22 protein-coding genes and 2 tRNA genes are annotated in these 19,811 nt (G+C 57.4%); 22 read left to right on the top strand and 2 right to left on the bottom strand.

The window, feature by feature from the left end; genetic code table 11:
* The first annotated feature begins 137 nt into the window (after nucleotides 1-137).
* The 14 genes from rplU (at nucleotide 138) to AAFM46_RS09185 (ending at nucleotide 10,651) form a co-directional block, all read left to right on the top strand.
* On the top strand, nucleotides 138-446 hold the full coding sequence (gene rplU, locus AAFM46_RS09250; RefSeq protein WP_283528583.1) for a 50S ribosomal protein L21: 309 nt from the start codon (nucleotides 138-140) through the stop codon (nucleotides 444-446).
* 59 nt (nucleotides 447-505) lie between these two features.
* The gene (gene rpmA / locus AAFM46_RS09245) at nucleotides 506-763 is read left to right on the top strand and encodes a 50S ribosomal protein L27 (RefSeq protein WP_283527445.1); all 258 of its coding nucleotides are present in this window, start codon (nucleotides 506-508) and stop codon (nucleotides 761-763) included.
* Nucleotides 764-908: 145 nt separating this feature from the next.
* Nucleotides 909-2,522: a GTPase ObgE gene (obgE, locus tag AAFM46_RS09240; RefSeq protein WP_343317490.1), complete on the top strand. Its 1,614-nt coding sequence runs from the start codon at nucleotides 909-911 to the stop codon at nucleotides 2,520-2,522.
* Nucleotides 2,523-2,542: 20 nt separating this feature from the next.
* Nucleotides 2,543-3,685 (top strand): glutamate 5-kinase, encoded by a 1,143-nt coding sequence (gene proB, locus AAFM46_RS09235; protein WP_283528581.1) that lies wholly within the window; start codon nucleotides 2,543-2,545, stop codon nucleotides 3,683-3,685.
* Nucleotides 3,686-3,746: 61 nt separating this feature from the next.
* A complete protein-coding gene (locus AAFM46_RS09230) occupies nucleotides 3,747-5,027 on the top strand; it encodes a glutamate-5-semialdehyde dehydrogenase (protein ID WP_283527442.1) in 1,281 nt (426 codons plus the stop codon).
* 147 nt (nucleotides 5,028-5,174) lie between these two features.
* Nucleotides 5,175-5,420, top strand: a complete 246-nt coding sequence (locus AAFM46_RS09225) for a hypothetical protein (protein ID WP_283527440.1) — start codon at nucleotides 5,175-5,177, stop codon at nucleotides 5,418-5,420.
* A 13-nt stretch (nucleotides 5,421-5,433) separates the two neighbouring features.
* The gene (gene nadD / locus AAFM46_RS09220) at nucleotides 5,434-6,087 is read left to right on the top strand and encodes a nicotinate-nucleotide adenylyltransferase (RefSeq protein ID WP_283527437.1); all 654 of its coding nucleotides are present in this window, start codon (nucleotides 5,434-5,436) and stop codon (nucleotides 6,085-6,087) included.
* A 7-nt stretch (nucleotides 6,088-6,094) separates the two neighbouring features.
* Complete coding sequence (locus tag AAFM46_RS09215; protein ID WP_343317489.1) at nucleotides 6,095-7,834, top strand: hypothetical protein; 1,740 nt, start codon at nucleotides 6,095-6,097, stop codon at nucleotides 7,832-7,834.
* A 26-nt stretch (nucleotides 7,835-7,860) separates the two neighbouring features.
* Nucleotides 7,861-8,280 carry a ribosome silencing factor gene (gene rsfS, locus AAFM46_RS09210; RefSeq protein WP_283527433.1) on the top strand — a complete coding sequence of 140 codons (420 nt, stop codon included), beginning with the start codon at nucleotides 7,861-7,863 and terminating at the stop codon, nucleotides 8,278-8,280.
* Between the two features lie 37 nt (nucleotides 8,281-8,317).
* A complete protein-coding gene (locus AAFM46_RS09205; protein WP_343317488.1) occupies nucleotides 8,318-9,067 on the top strand; it encodes a histidine phosphatase family protein in 750 nt (249 codons plus the stop codon).
* Nucleotides 9,068-9,179: 112 nt separating this feature from the next.
* Nucleotides 9,180-9,255 (top strand) — tRNA-Ala (locus AAFM46_RS09200).
* 61 nt (nucleotides 9,256-9,316) lie between these two features.
* Nucleotides 9,317-9,389 (top strand) — tRNA-Ala (locus AAFM46_RS09195).
* Nucleotides 9,390-9,527: 138 nt separating this feature from the next.
* A complete protein-coding gene (locus AAFM46_RS09190; RefSeq protein ID WP_343317487.1) occupies nucleotides 9,528-10,256 on the top strand; it encodes an FCD domain-containing protein in 729 nt (242 codons plus the stop codon).
* Between the two features lie 62 nt (nucleotides 10,257-10,318).
* The gene (locus AAFM46_RS09185) at nucleotides 10,319-10,651 is read left to right on the top strand and encodes a YchJ family metal-binding protein (RefSeq protein ID WP_343317486.1); all 333 of its coding nucleotides are present in this window, start codon (nucleotides 10,319-10,321) and stop codon (nucleotides 10,649-10,651) included.
* On the opposite strand, the gene AAFM46_RS09180 is transcribed toward AAFM46_RS09185, so the two are convergent.
* A complete protein-coding gene (locus AAFM46_RS09180; RefSeq protein WP_283527424.1) occupies nucleotides 10,648-11,619 on the bottom strand; it encodes an MIP/aquaporin family protein in 972 nt (323 codons plus the stop codon). The two genes, AAFM46_RS09185 and AAFM46_RS09180, sit on opposite strands and share 4 nt — an antisense overlap.
* A 143-nt stretch (nucleotides 11,620-11,762) precedes the next feature.
* Here AAFM46_RS09180 and AAFM46_RS09175 point away from each other — a divergent pair, with 143 nt between their 5' ends.
* A complete protein-coding gene (locus AAFM46_RS09175) occupies nucleotides 11,763-12,914 on the top strand; it encodes a methyltransferase (protein ID WP_283527422.1) in 1,152 nt (383 codons plus the stop codon).
* Nucleotides 12,915-13,094: 180 nt separating this feature from the next.
* Entirely contained in the window at nucleotides 13,095-14,300 is a 1,206-nt protein-coding gene (locus AAFM46_RS09170) for an ROK family transcriptional regulator (RefSeq protein WP_283528579.1), read from the top strand.
* 6 nt (nucleotides 14,301-14,306) lie between these two features.
* Here AAFM46_RS09170 and AAFM46_RS09165 read toward each other — a convergent pair whose 3' ends face one another.
* The gene (locus AAFM46_RS09165) at nucleotides 14,307-14,504 is read right to left on the bottom strand and encodes a hypothetical protein (RefSeq protein WP_343317485.1); all 198 of its coding nucleotides are present in this window, start codon (nucleotides 14,502-14,504) and stop codon (nucleotides 14,307-14,309) included.
* Between the two features lie 150 nt (nucleotides 14,505-14,654).
* Here AAFM46_RS09165 and AAFM46_RS09160 point away from each other — a divergent pair, with 150 nt between their 5' ends.
* Genes AAFM46_RS09160 through AAFM46_RS09135 form a run of 6 tightly spaced genes read left to right on the top strand, consistent with a single transcriptional unit; the run spans nucleotide 14,655 to nucleotide 19,716 of the window.
* Complete coding sequence (locus AAFM46_RS09160; RefSeq protein WP_343317484.1) at nucleotides 14,655-15,662, top strand: MoxR family ATPase; 1,008 nt, start codon at nucleotides 14,655-14,657, stop codon at nucleotides 15,660-15,662.
* Nucleotides 15,663-15,689: 27 nt separating this feature from the next.
* Entirely contained in the window at nucleotides 15,690-16,550 is an 861-nt protein-coding gene (locus AAFM46_RS09155; protein ID WP_343317483.1) for a DUF58 domain-containing protein, read from the top strand.
* On the top strand, nucleotides 16,540-17,010 hold the full coding sequence (locus AAFM46_RS09150; protein ID WP_343317482.1) for a hypothetical protein: 471 nt from the start codon (nucleotides 16,540-16,542) through the stop codon (nucleotides 17,008-17,010). The genes AAFM46_RS09155 and AAFM46_RS09150 overlap by 11 nt, the downstream gene beginning before the upstream one ends.
* A complete protein-coding gene (locus tag AAFM46_RS09145; RefSeq protein WP_343317481.1) occupies nucleotides 17,001-17,984 on the top strand; it encodes a VWA domain-containing protein in 984 nt (327 codons plus the stop codon). The genes AAFM46_RS09150 and AAFM46_RS09145 overlap by 10 nt, the downstream gene beginning before the upstream one ends.
* Entirely contained in the window at nucleotides 17,981-18,979 is a 999-nt protein-coding gene (locus AAFM46_RS09140; protein WP_343317480.1) for a VWA domain-containing protein, read from the top strand. The genes AAFM46_RS09145 and AAFM46_RS09140 overlap by 4 nt, the downstream gene beginning before the upstream one ends.
* Nucleotides 18,976-19,716, top strand: a complete 741-nt coding sequence (locus AAFM46_RS09135) for a tetratricopeptide repeat protein (RefSeq protein WP_343317479.1) — start codon at nucleotides 18,976-18,978, stop codon at nucleotides 19,714-19,716. Before AAFM46_RS09140 ends, AAFM46_RS09135 begins: the two co-directional genes overlap by 4 nt.
* Nucleotides 19,717-19,811: the final 95 nt, after the last annotated feature.

Below are 19,811 nucleotides of genomic sequence, written 5' to 3'. Positions count from 1 at the left end.
CACGGCGTTGAGGCACATAGTATGCACCCCGCGTTTGTTCTTTTCTAGAACTGCGGCGCATGCGGTTGGCAGCGATCAAATACGATCCCTGCCGGCATAAAAATTTGTAATAAACGTCGAGAGAAGTGAGTTCCCCAGTGGTGTACGCGATTGTCCGCGCAGGCGGCCGTCAAGAAAAGGTTTCCGTTGGAGACCACGTGACCATGAACCGCGTCCCCGGTGGAGTTGGCAGCACACTTGAGCTGCCCGCTTTGCTCTTGGTTGATGGTGAGAAAATCACCACAGCCGCGAAGGACCTGGCTAGTGTAAAGGTTACGGCTGAGAAGTTGGAGGATCTTCGCGGGCCGAAGATCGTCATTCAGAAGTTCAAAAACAAGACCGGTTACAAGAAGCGTCAGGGCCACCGTCAGGAACTGTCCAAGGTCAAGATCACCTCAATCGCTTAATAAGCGTTTTGAAGTTCGATCCACTTAGAATCTTTTAGTCAAAAGGCAGGCATTTTCAAATGGCACATAAAAAGGGTGCGAGTTCCACTCGCAACGGTCGTGATTCAAACGCCCAGTACCTCGGCGTAAAGCGCTTCGGCGGTCAAGTTGTCAAGGCAGGCGAAATTATTGTTCGCCAGCGCGGCACACACTTCCACCCCGGTGAGGGTGTTGGTCGTGGCAAGGATGACACATTGTTTGCATTGGATGCAGGCGCAGTCGAGTTCGGTCAGCGTCGCGGACGCCGCGTCGTAAACATCGTCGCTGCTGCACTCTAATACCAAAGCTTTTCCAGTGGAGCGGGCCGCATGGCTCGCTCCACTGGCTTTTAACACAGTAATACCCACCGGCCGGCATCAGGCCCTAGCCCATTACAGGACTAGAATGAGTGCGCAATAGCAAGATCTATTCAAGGAGATTTTAGTGGCCAGCTTTGTTGACCGGGTTGTTCTGCATGTATCCGGCGGGACTGGCGGCCATGGCTGCGTGTCGGTTCACCGGGAAAAGTTTAAGCCTTTGGGCGGGCCCGACGGCGGTAAAGGAGGCGACGGCGGTTCTGTCACCATCCGTGTGAGCGATCAAACCACCACCCTGTTGGATTTCCACCACGCCCCGCACCGCCACGCTGGTAACGGACAGCCCGGTATGGGGGACTGGCGCGATGGAAAAATTGGCGAGTCGCTGGTCCTTGATGTACCCGACGGCACAGTCGTTAAAGATAAGGAAGGCAACGTGCTTGCCGACCTTGTCGGGATTGGCACCGAATACATTGCTGCCCAGGGTGGCCAAGGTGGCCTGGGCAACGCGGCCCTTTCCTCGCAGAAGCGCAAAGCTCCCGGCTTTGCGCTGATGGGAATCGAAGGCGACGAGCGCGATGTTGTCCTTGAATTGAAATCGATTGCAGATATTGCCTTAGTAGGGTTCCCCTCAGCCGGGAAATCCAGTTTGATCGCCGCCATGTCCGCGGCGCGGCCAAAGATTGCCGACTACCCGTTCACCACCTTGATCCCCAATTTGGGTGTTGTGCAGGCAGGGGACGTCCGGTTCACCATGGCTGACGTGCCCGGCTTGATTGAAGGAGCCAGTGAAGGCAAAGGCTTGGGTCATAACTTCCTGCGCCACGTTGAGCGGTGTGCGGCCATTGTGCACGTTTTGGACTGCGCCGCACTGGAAGTTGATAGGGATCCCATCAGTGACTTGGCTATAATTGAGCGCGAGCTGGATAACTACTCAGTGGATATGAGCTTCGCCGGCGCCGACGGAGACGTTGTCCCCTTGAATGCACGCCCGCGTCTCATTGCCTTGAACAAGGTAGATTCCCCCGATGGACGGGACATGGCAGGATTTGTCCGCGGTGATTTGGAATCGCGTGGCTACAGAGTCTTTGAAGTTTCAGCGACCAGCCACGAAGGCTTACGACAATTGGGCTTTGCTATGGCTGAGATCGTCAGTGCCGCCCGCCAGAGCGTAATCGACCAGCCTGCAAAGGTTGCGCCGGTCATTCTGCGCCCGCGAGCAGTGAATGAAGCCTCGTTTACAATCCATCGTGAAGAAAAGAATTTGGAGCCGTTGTTCCGTGTTCGCGGGGACAAACCTGAACGTTGGGTGCAGCAATGTGACTTCCAAAACGAAGAGGCCATTGGCTACTTGGCAGACAGGTTGGCTAAGATCGGCGTGGAGACAAGCTTGTTTAAAGCTGGTGCCACACCGGGAGACACGGTTGTCATTGGCGGCGAAGACGGCATTGTCTTTGATTGGGAGCCAACCATGATGGGCGGTGCCGAGCATTTGGCGGCACCTCGCGGCACCGATCTACGCCTGTTGGACTTGGGCGACCGCCCAACACGTCAACAGAAGCGCCAAGAGCAGCAGGATCGTCGAGACGCCAAGGCTGCGGCACGAGCGGAACTGGAATCCGAGCGTAAAGCTGGCATCTGGACCGAATCAACCGACCGTCACACAGCCAAAAGCCACGAGATCAAGGCAGACATGGCTGCTGACGAAAGCGGAGAAAACACTACCCCTAAGGATCTATGAGCCCGGAAGCTACAACAACTATGGAATATGATCAGGCACTCTCACTGCCGGAACGACAGAGCATGGCGACCGCATCGCGAATCGTGGTGAAGGTCGGATCATCCTCCTTGACCTCAGTCGCTGGCGGCATTTCGGAAGAAGCCCTCAAAGGGCTTGTTGACGTGCTTTCGCAGCGGCATTTGGCGGGAACAGAGATTATCTTGGTTTCCTCCGGCGCTATCTCCGCCGGACTGTTGCCTTTGGGCCTGTCACGGCGGCCTAAAGACCTAGCTACCCAGCAGGCTGCTGCCAGCGTTGGTCAAGGATTGTTGATGGCGCGCTACAGTGAGGCCTTCACCTCACATGGAGTGACTGCCTCTCAGGTGCTCCTGACGGCCGAGGATTTGGCCAAACGGCGCCAACACGTTAATGCCCACCGCGCCCTTGAACGCCTATTGAACCTAGGCGTCATCCCCATTGTGAACGAAAATGACACAGTGGCTACACGTGAGATTCGCTTCGGCGACAACGACAGGCTCGCTGCCCTGGTGGCGCACCTGATCAAGGCAGACGCCCTGCTGCTACTTTCGGATGTGGATTCCCTGTATGACGGTCCACCGTCGAAGGGCGCAACGCGTATCAGCCAAATTGACTCACCCGATGACCTTGACGGAATTGTTATTGGCAGTGCCGGCGAAGCGGGCGTGGGGACCGGAGGAATGGCCACTAAGGTCCAGGCTGCCATGATTGCAGCAGAAACCGGTATCCCGGCCTTAGTGACGTCCACAGCGCAGGCTGGTGCCGCCCTTGCCGGTGAAGACGTGGGGACATGGTTTGGGGACCACGGCAACCGACGCTCAGTGCGTATGCTTTGGCTTGCCCACTTAGCTGACATTCGAGGGCGCCTGGTCCTGGATGATGGTGCCGTGCGCGCAGTCAGTGAACGTCATAAATCGGTGCTCCCTGCCGGCATCACCGCAGTCTCTGGCATGTTTGAGGCCGGTGACGCCGTTGAGATCTGTGATTCCAGCGGTAAGGTTTTTGCTCACGGCCTAGTTAACTTCCGCAATTCGGACCTACCTCAGATGCTTGGCTACTCCACCAAAGCGCTGGCAAAAGAATTGGGCCAACAGTTTGAACGTGAAGTGGTCCATGTGGACGATCTGGTGGTCCTGAGCATTTAGCTTCTAGCGCAGGGAGAGCTGTGCCACAGCAGCACCGACCCGAGTGCCGTAGGCTTGATGGATGACTGAACCGATTGTTAAAGAAAACATTTCCGCTGAAGTCCAGGCCATCACCGACCGTGCCCGCAGGGCTGCCCGTCGTATGGCCGGAGTCAACAGGGCCTGGAAAGACAAGGGTCTGCGGGCCATTGCCAAGGCGCTGTTGGAAAACCAGGAAACCATCCTCAGCGCTAACGCCAAGGACGTGGCGAACGGGAAAGAAAACGGCACCTCAGTGCCCATGCTTGACAGGTTGACACTGACAAAAGCGCGAGTTCAGGGATTGGCTGATGCTCTTGAGAACTTAGCCACCCTGCCCGATCCCGTCGGGAACGTTGTACGCGGACAAACACTGCCCAACGGTCTGCGGATGCGCCAGATCAACGTTCCCATGGGGGTTGTGGCAGCTATCTACGAAGCCAGGCCCAACGTCACGGTTGACATCGCTGGATTGGCGCTGAAGAGCGGCAACGCCGTCATCTTGCGCGGTGGCACGGCAGCTGCCAACACCAACAAGGCACTGTTGGCAATTTTGCGTGAAGCACTCGATGGCGTTGGCCTACCTGCCGACGCAGTGCAGTCGGTTGACCAGTTTGGACGCGAAGGCGCCAATCTCATCATGAAGGCACGCGGTGCCGTTGATGTGCTCATCCCTCGTGGTGGCCGCGAACTCATCCAGACTGTTGTTGCGAACTCCTCCGTTCCCGTTATTGAAACGGGTGAAGGAAATGTTCACATCTTCATTGACAGTAGCGCCAAAGAAGAGATGAGCGTGGAGATCGTTTTGAACTCCAAGACTCATCGCCCCAGCGTATGCAACACGGTTGAGACGCTGATTGTGCACAGGGAAGCTACTGTGATCCCCGCAGTGCTGAGCGCACTGAGCAAGGCGGGGGTGCGCCTACATGTAGACGAGCGTATCCAGGCAATGCTTCCCGCAGGAGTCACGGCGACCTTGGCTACCGATGAAGATTGGGCTACCGAGTACATGGACCTGGATCTTGCCGTGAAGATGGTTGATTCCTTGCCCGAAGCCATCAAACATATCCGTACGTGGACAACGGGTCACACCGAAGCGATTGTGACCAACGACCTAGCCAACGCAGAGAAATTTATTGCTGAAATCGATTCTGCAGCAGTAATTGTCAATGCAAGCACGCGTTTTACCGACGGAGGCGAGCTGGGGCTGGGTGCCGAAGTGGGCATCTCAACGCAAAAGCTACATGCACGTGGTCCCATGGGGCTCACCGAGCTGACAACAACAAAGTGGATTGTCCAAGGTGAAGGCCAAGTACGTAGCTGATACCCGTACCGTCCCGGGTGGCAGCTTAACTGCGGGTCGATGTGCCGGTGTACGCAGATACCACGTACTATTAGAGGGAATTCAAGGAACAACTTGTCTGGCGCAGGCAACACTGCCGCGCTGGCCACGCACCCAAGGGGAGAAATAATGCTGACCCAGCTTGCCGGCGTCGTACTAGCTGCCGCAGAAGAACATGAGCTTGCACCGCTGATTGCACCGCCGCTTGTGATTGGTGGTGTCATGCTTGCGGTGTTGTTGACACTGATGCTTGTCACCGTCTCTTTCATGAACCTGGGCAACCGCCATGAAGCTGTCCAGGCATCTGAGGACCCGCACCGTCAGCACACCAATAAGCACATGCACGACGACGATTCGGCGTCATCCAATCACTGAGGAAACACTTCGGGTGCCTTTGCATGAAGGCACCCGGAACCGTCTCCGAATCGGAGTCATGGGCGGCACTTTTGATCCGATCCACCATGGTCACCTTGTCGCAGCCAGCGAGGTTGCGAGCGTTTTTAAACTTGATGAAGTCATTTTTGTGCCCACCGGCCAGCCCTGGCAGAAAGTCAAGAGTGAAGTCAGTGCGGCTGAACATCGCTATTTGATGACTGTTATTGCTACTGCGGCGAACCCACAGTTCACTGTCAGCCGGGTTGATATTGACAGGCCAGGGCCCACGTTTACCATTGATACTTTGCGGGATTTGCGCAGGCTGCGCCCGGATGCGGATCTGTTCTTCATCACAGGAGCCGATGCGATGGCTAAGATCATGTCGTGGAAAGACAGCGACGAACTGTGGGATCTGGCCCATTTTGTGGGAGTCACCCGGCCCGGGCATGTGCTGGATAGCAGGGGCAGGAAGAATGTAAGTTTGTTGGAGGTCCCCGCCATGGCGATTTCCTCCACTGATTGTCGCAAGCGTGTGGCAGAGCAGAACCCTGTTTGGTACCTGGTGCCGGACGGCGTGGTGCAATACATTGCCAAGTACGGCCTATACGTACAACCCGGCGCGTCTGCCAGCGCAGGTTTAGTGCCGGTAGCCTCGAGAACCGAATGAGTATTCAATGAGTAAGGAAAAGGAGCCGATTCGCAGCCGCAGACAATTGCGGGAAGAATCGGCACAAGCAGCGAACACCGTTGGCATCCCTGCGGTGCCGCCCCGCCCTGCGCCCAAAAAAAGTGCTAGTGCTAGTCCGAGCGATCCGGGCGCTCCTGCGAGTGCCTCCAGCGGCGAATCGGCGCCTCCCCGCGGTGAGCGGCAATCCCAGACCAGGGCCCGTGACAGGGCTGCGCTGCGTGCCTACAAGGAACTCGTTGATCCGCCCGGTCTGAATCCGCTACCTTCCAGGCGGGCACTGCGCCAAGCCCAGCTCGACGCCGAACGGGCACCCATCACAGCAATCAACCCGGTTGTGTCCGCAACTGCAGCCCCCAGCGCCGATGCTGGCTCCCCTGTGACGAAGCAGTCACCACAAGTTGAACCGTTTACGCAGCCGGAGCCGGAATCGGAAACGGAATCGGAAACAGCGCCAGAGACAGCGCCAGAAACAGCGCTAGAATCGGAGCCAGAAGACGTAGCTCAGGAGACTGCCGCTGAGCCCGAGGTTGTTGCCCCGGCACCGCCTGTTAAAGCGCCAAAAACGGTATCGCCAACTGCTGGCCGACCCCAAGCCGGCCGACGCGCTGCAGTGTCCACGGCGTCGAATCAGCAGCGCAACCGCCACCCATCGTCACTAGATCAACTACCCGCGGCCAAAACTAAAACTCCATCAGGTGTGCCAGAATCTGCCGTGCCGGAATCTCCCGTGCCAGAATCTCCCGTGCCGGAATCTCCCGTGCCGGGGGATTGGCCCAGAACCCGGGCAAACTCCGCGAGTACTCCCGCGGTTGAACAGCCGGATGTACAGCAGCGTGAAGGTAATCCTGCAGGAACCGAGCTACCAGCGGCCGGTGAGCCAGATACCGCTGCCGATGCGCAGTCCTGGAAGTACCCGCCGTTGCCCGGGCTGGTGCCTGGCGGGAACTATTATCCTGTCTCAGCGGGTCCGCCCGAGGATGGTCCTGCTGTGGTTGCGCCAAGCACAGAAGAACTGCGGATCATGGCTGCTGAACGCGCAGAAGCGGAACGCTCCGCGATTCTTAGCCAGCGCGCATCCGCACGCGAGCGATTAGCCCAAGAGAGCGCTAAAAACCGCAAATTGGCTGCTGATCCAACGGCAACCGATAACCTGGCCATGGTTACCCCCCTGGAGTTCATCGAAGTGGCCGGTACCGACCGTCCCGTCCTACGGCCCCCAACCACCACCCATGTCCCGATCGTCACCCGGTCAACGCCGCATCAAAATGTTGCTAAAACACCTTCGAAAAAAGCGCCTGTACTGCGTGCGGAAGCACAGAGCGGTCAGTCAGGTGCACATGCCCGCTCCGAAGAAGTCCGGTCAGAGGCTACCCACCTCAGTGCTGAGCGTTTCGATGCCGCACTGGCTGCGCGCCCGGCGGATCACTCACAGCCGGACAACCGTTCGGTGACAGGTGGTCACAGCAATACACTTAAGCGGGCACAAGAGATGGCGACAGGTGGGCAAGCAACCGTGCGCCCCGACGCCGGACAGGCGCAGATCATGCGGTCGCAAATGCCGCCCATGCCAGCAGATTATGCCCATGGTCTTGAGCCGCTGGATGCTATTACGGCGGGATTGGGCAGGACTAAACGCAATCTGCTGATCCAGTGGGGCAGCATTATCGTTGGAGGCGCGGCACTTGTTGCCGGCGCCGTCATGTTTATCACAGCACTAGTACGCTAAATTTTCACCAATCAAAGGAAACAGTAGTGACCGCAACAGAACAGTCAATCGAACTAGTACGCGCAGCGGCGCGTGCGGCTTCGGATAAATTGGCCCTCAATGTGACAGCCATCGACGTCAGTGAGCGCTTGGCAATCACGGATATTTTCTTCATTGCCTCGGCGGCTACCGAACGCCAAGTCAATGCCATTGTTGATGGCATTGAAGATGAACTGCACAAGTTTAACTTGCGCCCTGTGCGCCGTGAAGGCCGTTCAGGTGGCCGGTGGGTGCTGCTTGACTACGCGGACATCGTGGTGCATGTCCAGCATGAAGAAGATCGTGTTTTCTACGCTCTGGAACGTCTTTACGGGGACTGCCCCGTCATTGACTTACAGCTTGCTGAGTCGGATCCATCCGCCAAGCACGCTCAGGCAGACGCTGAAGAACCGGTAATCGAAAACTAACCCCTGCCAAGGGCTCAGGAATGGATATTGTCATTTGATGGCTTTTACTTCACCCGAAGGCTCTGTTTTGCAGCCCGTCGGTCCACGCCGGCGGGTCATTTTTTGGCGCCATGGACGCACCTCTTGGAATGCTGCACGCCGTTTTCAAGGTCAAAGCGACATCCCTCTTGATGAGGTGGGAACTTCCCAGGCCAACCGTGCCGCCGCATTGTTGGCTGGGAAGCTTGGCTCCCCAAGCGAGATGGCACTGCCTGTAAGGATAGTTTCCTCGGATCTGGCGCGCGCGTTTTCCACAGCACAAGCGCTGGCGGCACTCACAGGAAACGAGGTGGGTGTAGACCCCCGTCTGCGCGAAACCTTCGGTGGAGAGTGGGAAGGGAAAACCTTTGATGAGATCACCACGGATTTCCCTGACCAGATCCATCGATGGCAGCAGGACGAACCCGGTATACGCGCCGGGGGTGGGGAAACCCGGGTCGAAGTAGCTCAACGAATGGTCGATGCCATCTTGGAAGAGGTTCAACTACTGGCCGATGGCGGCACCCTCGTTGTCACAACCCACGGTGGTGCTACCCGAGTTGCGCTGGCTAAACTGCTGGGCCTGCCTGAACACCTTTGGCGGACACTCTCCGGGCTCTCGAACTGCCACTGGTCGGTTGTTGAAGCGTCAGCATTGGCGGACTCAGGATCGAATGAAGCACAGTGGCGCTTGCTTGAACATAATGTTGGTACGCTCCCGGAACCGTATGAAAGACCCGAAGATTTAGCCGAGCCCATTGAGGACTAATCTGGTGTTGAGCGCCGATTTGGCAGCAGGCCAGCAGGTGTTCTAAGATAGATAAGTTGCTTCAGCCTAGACCGATGAGTCAAAGCTTTTAGGGCAAGATTGTAAAGTGTTTGGGGCTGTGGCGCAGCTGGTAGCGCACCTGCATGGCATGCAGGGGGTCAGGGGTTCGAGTCCCCTCAGCTCCACCAAACACACTGTTGGAGATAGTTCCTGTGCAGTGGTTTATAACTAAATAGTTTTTATTGTTTTGGGGCTGTGGCGCAGCTGGTAGCGCACCTGCATGGCATGCAGGGGGTCAGGGGTTCGAGTCCCCTCAGCTCCACAAAAATACGGTCCGGTCATCCCTTGTGGGTGGCCGGATTTTTTGCCCTCCGCCAGCAACAGCGCCACACCATTACCGCTTCTGGCACTTCTGGTACTGCAGGAGAAAAGCACACGCAAAGAATGGGACAATGATGGCGTGTCCACGCTAAATCCCGCACCCACTCCCGCCCCCCGCAGTTACGACGCGGTTCTGAACAGTATTGAGGCCGATCTGAGGGATGGGAGGATCAAGATGGGCGACCAACTGCCCGGTGAGCGCGCGCTGGCGTTGGCCCATGGCATTTCCCGGGCCTCCGTACGGGACGCCATCCGGGTTCTTGACGCCATGGGTTTGGTGCGCACCGGGGTGGGTTCCGGGCCTAACTCAGGGGCGGTGGTGATAGCCAATCCGAGTGCCGGTCTCGGGGCCGCCTTGCGCCTGCATATGGCGACTAACCATTTCCCGGTCGCTGACATAGTCCAGACCCGCATTATGATGGAAAGTTGGGCCGCCCTTGAAGCAGCAGGGCGGGACCGCAATGAGGAACAGGAAAAAAGATTGGCCGAACTGCTCACAGCCATGAATGAGCCGGAGCTGGGTCGGGAAGAATTTCATATTCTCGATGCGGCCTTCCACGTACTTCTGAGTTCCTTGGCCGGAAACACTGTCATCACGGCCATGATGGAATCACTACGCTCGGCGGTGCAATCTTACGTCAGCGGCTCCATTGACAGCGATGCCATGTGGGCCCGGATAGTTCCCTCCTTGCGCGAGCAGCACCACGGAATCATGGCTGCTGTATTGGCGAACGACGGCGCTCAGGCAGCCCAAGCGATCAAGGATCACATCGAATTCTTCCACGCCCAAACTCATCCGATGCAATGAGTTGTCCATGCAGAAGTGGCGAGTCGTATGAGAACTGCTGTGCCAAATTCATTGTGACGGCGGTGTTAGCGTTTCCCATCTACCCGCCCACCGCTGAGGCGCTCATGCGCTCTCGTTTCACGGCCTTCGCTATAGGTGACGCCAGCTACCTTCGCCACACCTGGCACCCGGACACCGCACCAGGGACACTTGACCTTGATCCCGACCAGCAGTGGTACTTGCTGGAAATCCTTAGCACCAGCAAAGGGGGGTACTTTGATCGAGAAGGTGTTGTGAGTTTCCGGGCACACTACCGCTCTGCGGCAAACCGAAAACTCAAGGACTCCCTGACGGAAACCAGTGCCTTTTCTCGAGTGGGTAAGCAGTGGCTCTATGTGAAAGCGTTGGAGCGTTAGTAGTCTTCTTCCTCCGCTGGTCCGGGTTCCGTCTGCGGTTCAGGGGGCTCTTGCTCCGCTAGAATCCGGCGCGCATGCAAGATGTCGCCAATGAACCAGTCATAGAGCAAAACACCTATGACGCCACCAACGAGCGGACCAACAATTGGCACCCAAAAATACCAGCTGAAAGCTCCGGGGACTCCTGTGATAGTTCCTGGCATGGCCACATCGCCCCAACCAGCCAGCCAGGCCAGAACGCGGGGGCCGAAGTCACGGGCGGGATTGATGGCATAGCCTGCGTTCGCCCCAAAGGACATGCCGATGGCTGCTACCGCGAAGCCGATCAGCAGCGGACCCAGATTGGCTTTGACAGCCATGTTGCGCATGTCGATGATCGCTACTATCAACATCACCAGAAACGCTGTGCCAACAATCTGGTCAATCAGCGGTACTGTCAGGTTTCCTTTGAAATACGGAGCGGGGAACGTGGCAAAGATCGAAAATGTTGCCAGTCCGCCAGCTTCATCGCGCTGGGTTTTGGAAGCCGCATTAAAAGCATCGATGGCGTTGAAATAAAGAACATAAAGAAGGGCGGCTGCAGCGAATGCTCCCACAACCTGGGCCACAACGTAGGGGATGACCTTATTCCAAGGGAATTTTCGGCGTACCGCAAACGCCAATGTCACCGCAGGGTTGAGGTGTGCCCCGCTGACGCCCCCGGCAACATACACACCCAAGGCAACCGCTAACGCCCAGCCCCACGTGATCAGTAACCAGTCCCCAGAGGCCATGAAGATGGTGGTGTCGGTGGCGGCGCGGCCGCTACCGGGCAGCGCCGCGACTGCCATGGCAACCACACCGTCGCCAAAACAAATCAGGACAAAAGTGCCGAGAAACTCAGCCAGAAACTCCCCCCACACCCCACCAACGTTTTTCAGTCCGCTGCCTTCACGTACTCTTCTGCGCAGCGGAGTAATTTCACTCATGATGATCATCCTTCGAGTCGTCGACGACGGCGACGTATCTTTGACTGAGGTGACTGCCCCTATTATACGACGCATGTGATCTGCAGCACCTCTGCCAGTGGCTGTATTTCTGGTAGGTTATTTCCTCCCTGTAGAGTGGAACGGTGGAGGAATACAGCATTTTTGAAGGCATAGAATTTGATTTTTCTCAGTTGCGAAGGTTTCCTGACGTTGAAGCTGAGAACCTCTTTGCATTCGATGCCAGCGATGAGTTGATCCTGCGGGAAAGCGCCACTGGATTGGCCCGGATGGGCCCTGGAAAAGTCAGTATTGTAGGAGACAGGTACGGTGCCCTGACACTCGGTGCCGCCAGCCTGCACAACCTCACAGGTGTCCGAGTGCACCAGGACTCCCTCTCGGGCCAATACGCTCTCAACGCGAATGCCGCACGAGCCGGATTAGCGGATGTCTACGACTCAATGCCGCTAGATGCCAGCCTCTTTTCCGGAGCTGAAGTGGTTCTATGGCAGCTCCCACGCAGCCTGGAAGAAGTTGTTGAAGTCGCCGAGTTGATCAGGGCCCACGCAGCGGCGAGCGTGCAGATCTTTGCTGGCGGTCGCATTAAGCACATGACACTGGCCATGAACTCCGTTCTTGGGACACAGTTTTCGCAGGTTGTGCCGGGCCGAGCCTGGCATAAGTCCCGACCGCTGAAAGTTAGCGGCCCACTTGCCGAGGTCCCGGGGTCGAACTTCCCGCGCAAAGAGCATCACCTGGACCTCAACCTATGGCTTTGCGCACATGGGGCCACCTTTGGGGGTACAAAAGTTGATGCTGGTACCCGTTTCCTCCTGGACTTCATCCCGAAGATGAGCACGGAAGCAACCACCGCCATTGATTTGGGCTCAGGCAACGGAACCATCGCCGCATCCCTAGCCCTGAAAAGACCACACCTACGTGTAGTTGCCACCGACCAATCCTGGGCCGCAGTGGCGTCCACAGCTGCGACAGCATTGGCCAACGAGGTGGCGGATCAGATAGATGTGATCCGCGACGACGCATTAGAAAGCTTCGCCACGGCGTCAGCGGAGCTGATTGTGCTTAATCCTCCCTTTCATGTTGGCGCCACCGTCCATGCCGGAATCGCCCTGAAACTCTTTGCTGCCGCCGCCAGGGTCTTGGCCCCTGGCGGAGAGCTGTGGTGTGTTTACAACCGTCATTTGGAGTACAAACAGGTTCTCAGCAAAACAGTGGGTCCCACCCGGGAAGAAGGGCGCAACCACAAGTTCACGGTCACAGTTTCAGTCAAGGCATAGGCACGCACTGTGCCGGCATCCGTGGCGTATCCGCGCATGAGTCCAAGGCGGGGGTAACCTGACAACTGAAGACTGGGGGAGTCAGCTTCAACAACGGTCAATAGAATGTCAAGGAGTCTTACTTTGGGTGTTCCCGAGATTGGTTTGCCGCACCGCCGTCGCGGTACAAATCTTCCCAGGATGGGGGATTTTAACCAAGCCGTCATTTTGGACTCCATCCGCAGGTCCGAGGAAGGCCTGAGCCGGGTGGAACTGGCTGCCTCAACAGGTTTAGCGGCGCAAACAGTCTCCAACATCTGCCGTCGGCTGCTTAACTCCGAGCTCATCATGGAAGCAGGCAAAGAGACCTCCGGCCCGGGAAAACCACGAACGATCTTGCGGTTGAACCCTCGCGGCATGTACGCCATTGGCATCCATATTGACCCGGCACAAACAAGCTATGCGCTTCTTGACGCCGTAGGCACTGTGCTTTTCTCAGCGGATGAACCCACCGATTTGACCAATGATCCCGCAGAGGTAGTGGCTGGCATGGGGGCCAGGGTCACCCGGATCATTAAGGATTCCGGTATCGATGAACAACGGATCGCAGGTCTTGGCGTGGCCACTCCTGGCCCCGTTGATGCGGCCAGCGGAACAGTGGTTGACCCACCCCACATGACAGGCTGGACACGGGTACCTCTACGTGAGATCCTCCATCAGGCCACGGGGCTGGCGGTTGTGGTGGAAAAGGATGTTACGGCTGCGGCCGTTGCGGAACTATGGGCCGGATCTGCCAGCAGTGCAAAGGATTTCATCTACGTTTACGTGGGTACTGGAATCGGTGCCGGGCTGGTCCTGAACGATGAGGTTGTTCGCGGCTCATCGGGGAACGTGGGGGAGATCGGACACATCATTGCCGATCCGTCCGGTCCCGACTGCGACTGTGGACGCAAAGGCTGTGTTAAGGTCACCTGCATGCCCGAAACCCTGGTGGCCCTGGCCCGGAAGGCAGGAGTGTTACCGGCACAGAACCCCTTGGCGCCGGCAACCCTTCTTGAAGACCTAATGGCGCTTGCCTACTCCGCCGAAAACGGTAACCCCGCAGCAGTTGAGTTGATGGCCCAATCCGCACGCAGACTAGCAGGAGCCGTCTCGGTACTGACCAACCTCCTTGATGTGGAACGGGTTGTGTTTGGCGGACCATTCTGGCCCGCATTGGCGAGCAGCTACCTGGCCCAGATGCCGGAGTTGCTGGCTGAACTGAGCGCCACAAGTTGTGTCCATTGCGTAGAAGTGGTGGGAACAATAGTCAACTCAGGTGCGGAAGCCTTCGGCGCGGCCTGCTTGTTCATGGAAAAAGCTTTTAGCCCCAGCGCCACTCAGCTACTGCTGGATTCCAAGCCCTAAGAAGCCCTAGTCAACACTCTCGAAAATCTCCCCAAACGGAATCTCGGGATCCGTCTGGGCCTGGATCACATGAGAATTAAGGACAATATGGACCCCATGGGTCTTCTCTGCCACTGATTGCAATAGCACGGGAAGCACAGTTGCAATAAAGTCGCTGCTGCGACCCTTGAGATATTCTGCATAGGCAACTGGCAATTCACTCATGTTTCATACTTTAGACCCAGCCCATCCCGGCCGATAGGTGTTCATGGGAAGTTCTCCCCATTGCCGGAGCGCGCAAGATCCGATGTGCTGATCATTGGGGTACATTCCTTAGAGCGCCAACAAAGACAGTCCCAACGAAAGGCTTAGATCTTGCTTTCCACCAGTGCCAATCCCCACATCGACCCTGCGGAGTTGGCCCACGCACAGCAGGTGGTGCACAGCATCTCGCAGAGTTTCGAAAAAAAGGTGGTTGGCCAGGCACTTTTGCGCGAAACGTTGCTGATCTCCTTGATGACAGGGGGCCACGTGTTGTTGGAGTCGGTGCCGGGTCTGGCGAAGACCACTGCGGCGCAAACCTTGGCCAATTCAATCAGTGCTCTCTTTCACCGGATCCAATGCACCCCGGATCTTTTGCCCAGTGACATAGTTGGCACTCAGATCTACGACGCCGCCCATGGCAGTTTTGTGACTGCGCTTGGACCTGTGCACGCTAACATTGTGCTCCTTGATGAGATCAACCGCTCAAGTGCCAAGACTCAGTCGGCCATGCTTGAGGCCATGGCGGAACGCCAGACAACTATTGGTGGGCAGGTTTATCCATTGCCTTCGCCCTTTATGGTCATGGCCACCCAGAACCCGATTGAGCAGGAAGGCACGTACCAGCTTCCCGAAGCGCAGATGGACCGTTTCATGCTCAAGGACGTCCTGGACTACCCAAGCCCCGCGGAGGAAGCGGAGATCATCAGGCGGATAGACGCCGGAGTGTTCCTTGCGGGAGCCACGCCTTCCCCGGTGGCAACCCTTGAGCAGGTGGTGGCACTGCAGGAAACTGCTAAAAAGGTTTACCTCGATCCATCCTTGGTGAATTATATTGTGGGCCTTGTGTACGTCACCCGGCATGCGCGGGACTACATTGATCCTGCCCTGGCCGGGCTGATCGAATTTGGTGCCAGCCCCCGCGCCAGCATTGCCTTCACTTCGGCCGCGCGCGCACTTGCCCTGCTTCACGGCCGTGACCATGTGATCCCGGAAGATGTGAAGGCCTTGGCAGAGCGGGTTTTGCGGCACAGGCTCATCCTAGGATTTGAGGCCGTGGCACAAAATATACGAGTTGAAACGATCATTTCCGCCATTGTCGATTCAGTGCAGACACCCTAGGCAGCGGTGGCTAGCTTACTGACGGCGGTGAAATCGAAGATGTTCATTGTGGCTCACCGCAAGGCCCGGGGCATGCTGGAAGGTGAATACGGGGCAATATTTCATGGGCGCAGCCAGGACTTTGAAGACCTGCGCGGCTATGTCCCGGGGGATGAGATTCGTGACATTGATTGGAAAGCCACAGCCCGGACGGGTTCGCCGCTGATCAAACGCTACATAGCCATGCGTAGTCAGCAGCTACTTTTTGTCAGTGACAGTGGCCGGAATATGGCTGCCCAGGCGCGCGGTGGCGAGTTGAAGAAGGATATTGCCGTGATGGCGATGGGTGTCATCGGCCTGCTTGCCATCCGCCACGGTGATTCAGTGGCGCTTGTTCACGGTGACGGAGAAAATTCTATTGCGCTGCCAGCCAAGGGTACGGAGGCGCACCTGGAGCAACTTCTGAAGGGCATGGACGGTGCCTGCATGACTCGCGGGCCAAGCCAATTGTGCTCCCGGCTGGAATATGTGGCCGCGCACTATAAACAACGCATGCTGCTGGTGGTTGTGGCCGATGAGCTCACTGCTGAGCCGCGCCTTGCCAAGGTGCTGCGCAGGCTCTGTGCCCAACATGAAATCCTATGGCTGCAGATTCAGGATGCTACTTTGGCCGGCCCCGAGGCTGTCTCTGGGGTAGGCGTTGATGTTGCAGGCATGGACACCGTTCTGATGCTGTTGGCGAAGGACCCTGATCTTGCACGCAGCTATTTCAAGGCCGTGGCCCTTCGCGCCCAGGAGCTGGAGACGCTGCTTGGTTCCTGCGGTATTGCCATCTCCAGCGTCGCTGCCACCACCGAAGTTGTGGCAAAGGTGTTTACCCTCTTGGAGAGGCACCGGCGTGGCCGCTGACGGTGTTTTCTTTGCCCCCGTTGGATACTCAATCTGGTGGCCGCTGACGGGTGCTGCCCTGGTGCTGATGTGTCTTGGCTGGATCGTGTGGGTATGGGTTTCCACCAGTGAGCGGGCCACCACCGGCGTGCCTGACTTTGTGCCACCCCGCCATCCCGGGTCTGTGCGGAACAAGTACTTGCAGCTAATCACGGACGTTGAGAACAAGTACGACGCCGGCACCATAGACCAGCGTGCCGCTCACCTTGAGCTGAGCCTGGCAGTGCGAGGCTTTGTTCATGAAATGACGGGGTTGCCAGCCCAGCGCATGACTCTGACACAACTAAGAGGAGAGCAGCTTGCTGTGGCTGCTGACGCGGTTGAACTGTTTTATCCCGGCGAGTTCACGGCTCACGGTGGGGGGCTTACGGTCACCGAGGCAACCGGTACAGCGCGGAACGTGGTGGCATCGTGGCACTGAAATATTGGTGGCTGCTGCCCCTGGCCCTGGCCATGATTGTCGCCGTGGCAGTGATTTTCTGGCGCCGAGGAGACTCCACCGTGCCGCGCACGCCAGTGGCCCACGTGGACAGGCTCACCGCACTGCCCGCATACAAGAGAGCCGTGGCGCAGCGCAGGAAATGGTTGCTTGTGGCGCTGGCCGCGCTGGCTGTTCTTGGCCTCTCGCTAGCCGTGGCTGCCGCACGTCCCATCAAAGAAGAAACCTTCAATCCCGAACACGTGAACAGGGACATCATGCTGTGCCTTGACGTATCCGGTTCCATGCTTGGCACCGATGAAGCGATTGTGAGTGTTTTTTCAAAACTTGTTGGCAACTTCAGGGGCGAACGCATTGGCTTGACCATCTTTGATTCCAGCGCAGTCATGGTGTTCCCTTTGACAGATGACTATGAGTTTGTCACCGGTGAGCTCACTGTGGCGCAAAAGGCCTTGGGCATGGACACCTCAACTTTTGAATATTTCGCGGGCACCTATGAAGCGCCCGGATCGTCCTTGATTGGCGATGGTTTAGCGTCCTGCGTCAATGGTTTCCCCGCCACGGCTGATCCTCAACGATCACGATCAATTATTTTTGCCACTGACAACATGCTGGCGGGCAAACCCATTTTTGCACTCTCAGAAGCAGCTTTGCTGGCAAAAAATACGGGTATCCGGGTGTACTCTCTGAATCCCAACGACTTTGGTTCAAAAACGGCGTTTGGTCAGGCCGCTGACGGCCTCAAGAAGACGAGCAGCAGCACAGGCGGCAGTTACCATGCGCTGGAGTCAGACGCGGCAGTTGAGTCCATTGTGAACCAGGTACAAGCCACCGAGAGCTCAAAGTTGCAGGGGGCACCGCAAATCACTGTCCTTGACCAGCCGGGCGGCCCGCTGGGTGCAGCACTGGTGTCGCTGCTACTTTTGGGTGCTGCGACATGGCGGCTGCGCCGATGACCATGACGCCTATCCTGACACCGTGGCTGTTCTGGCCGCTGAGCGTACTCCTTCTAGCGGCAGCTGTGTTGCTAGTTTGGCGCAATCGCAGCTCCGCCAGTTGGCGGTACGCCGCACTGGTGGTATTGCTGAGTCTGGCCGGCATGCGTCCAGGTCTCACGGGTGCTACTGCACCCGTGGCCAACACCGAGCTGAACGTATTTTTTGTTGTGGATATGACTCCTAGCTCCTCCGCCGAGGACTACAATCCCAGCTCCCCACGACTTACGGGAATGAAGACGGACATCATGGCGTTGGCCGATGAACTTAGCGGTGCGCGGTTCTCATTGATCACCTTTGACAGCGAAGCTAAAGTTGCGCTGCCACTGACAACTGATGCAACGGCATTGCGAACACTCACACAGGTCATGGCACCGCGCTCCGCCTTCGCTTCGCACGGTAGTAGTATCAGCGTTGCCGATGAGGTGCTGGCGCAGCGACTTACCTCTGCGGAAGCGAGCCACCCTGAAAGGCCGCGGCTTGTCTACTACCTCGGCGATGGTGAACAAACAGCAGCCACCGCCCCAGAACCGTTCACTGAAGCGACGGCCCTCATCGATGGGGGTGCCGTGCTCGGGTACGGAAGCACTGCCGGGGCGAAGATGCGTGATTACTCTTTTGGCACCGACAAACCCGGGCCCTACATTCTGGATAAGAGTGCCGACTATGCCCCTGCCCTGTCAAGGATCGATGAAAAGTCGTTAAACAAGATAGCCTCCCAGCTCAATGTCCCCTATATCCACAGGACGGGTCCGGGCTCCATCAGCGGCGCTCTGATCAAGTCAGCACCGCACGCCGCCTCAAAAGCACCAGCACACGCTGACCGGGAGGGCGCTGGACGGTGGGAAGTGTATTGGATATTTGCTTTGGCGGCCTTTGCCGTGGTGCTGTGGGAGTTGGCTGCGCTCACTCGCGCATGGCGCCAGTTGCCGCGTCCTGAAAAAGGTGCACCATGAGCCATCACAATATCCGGCAGAGCTTAAGGCGGCGGCGACGGCGCCTGCTGTGGGGGTCGGCACCCCTGCTGCTATTGGCGATGCTGCTCGCCGTGAAGCTGCTCAGCCTGCCCGTTTCCGCTGGACTGGCGGCTACCGCCTACGCCAATGGAAATGCCGGTGGGACTACGCAGGCTGGTGCACTCATGGGGAGTGCAAATGTTGTTGAACGGTACAAGGCCCACTTCGCACTTGGTGACGGCTTTGTCTTGCACGGGGATTTCGAACAGGCCCGGAAACAGTTTCTCCGTGCCCTGGAGCTTGTCCCCGCTGCCGAGTCCTGCAAGGTACGCGTGAACCTGGTGCTGAGTCTGGAAAAGCTCGGTGATGAGCAAAAAAAAGGCGGCAATACGCCCTCGGCCAAGGAATTTTACGCTCAGGGCAGTGAAGTAGTGGCTCAATCCCCGCGGGACTGCTTCGCACCCAATAGCGAAAATAACAAGGACGGAGAGTCAGCAGCGCTCAAGGATGCCCAAGAGCGCCTAGCCCAGAAGCTCTCAGCCAGCAAGGACGACGGCGATGGCTCGAGCCCGTCTGATTCCGGCACGGAAGAGGATGCCTCAAAACCTCCCTCGGACAGTAAACAAGAGGAACTTGCTGAGACTGGAAAGAAAGCGCAAAAGCAACGCAGCAAGTCTCAGAAGTTGACTGAGGACTACAACGACCCGGAGCCTGAGCAGTACGCCAAACCGTGGTAATCGGCTCATTTTGTGTGAGCTTCCAGACGCCCCGGGTGCAGATAGTTCGGTCAAAGGACGCAAACTGTGCTCATAGCCGAACGTAATGCATGAAA

Origin of the sequence: Arthrobacter sp. TMP15, assembly GCF_039529835.1 — a bacterium.
GTDB lineage: Bacteria > Actinomycetota > Actinomycetes > Actinomycetales > Micrococcaceae > Specibacter.
This window is presented reverse-complemented; position numbering and strand designations above follow the sequence as displayed.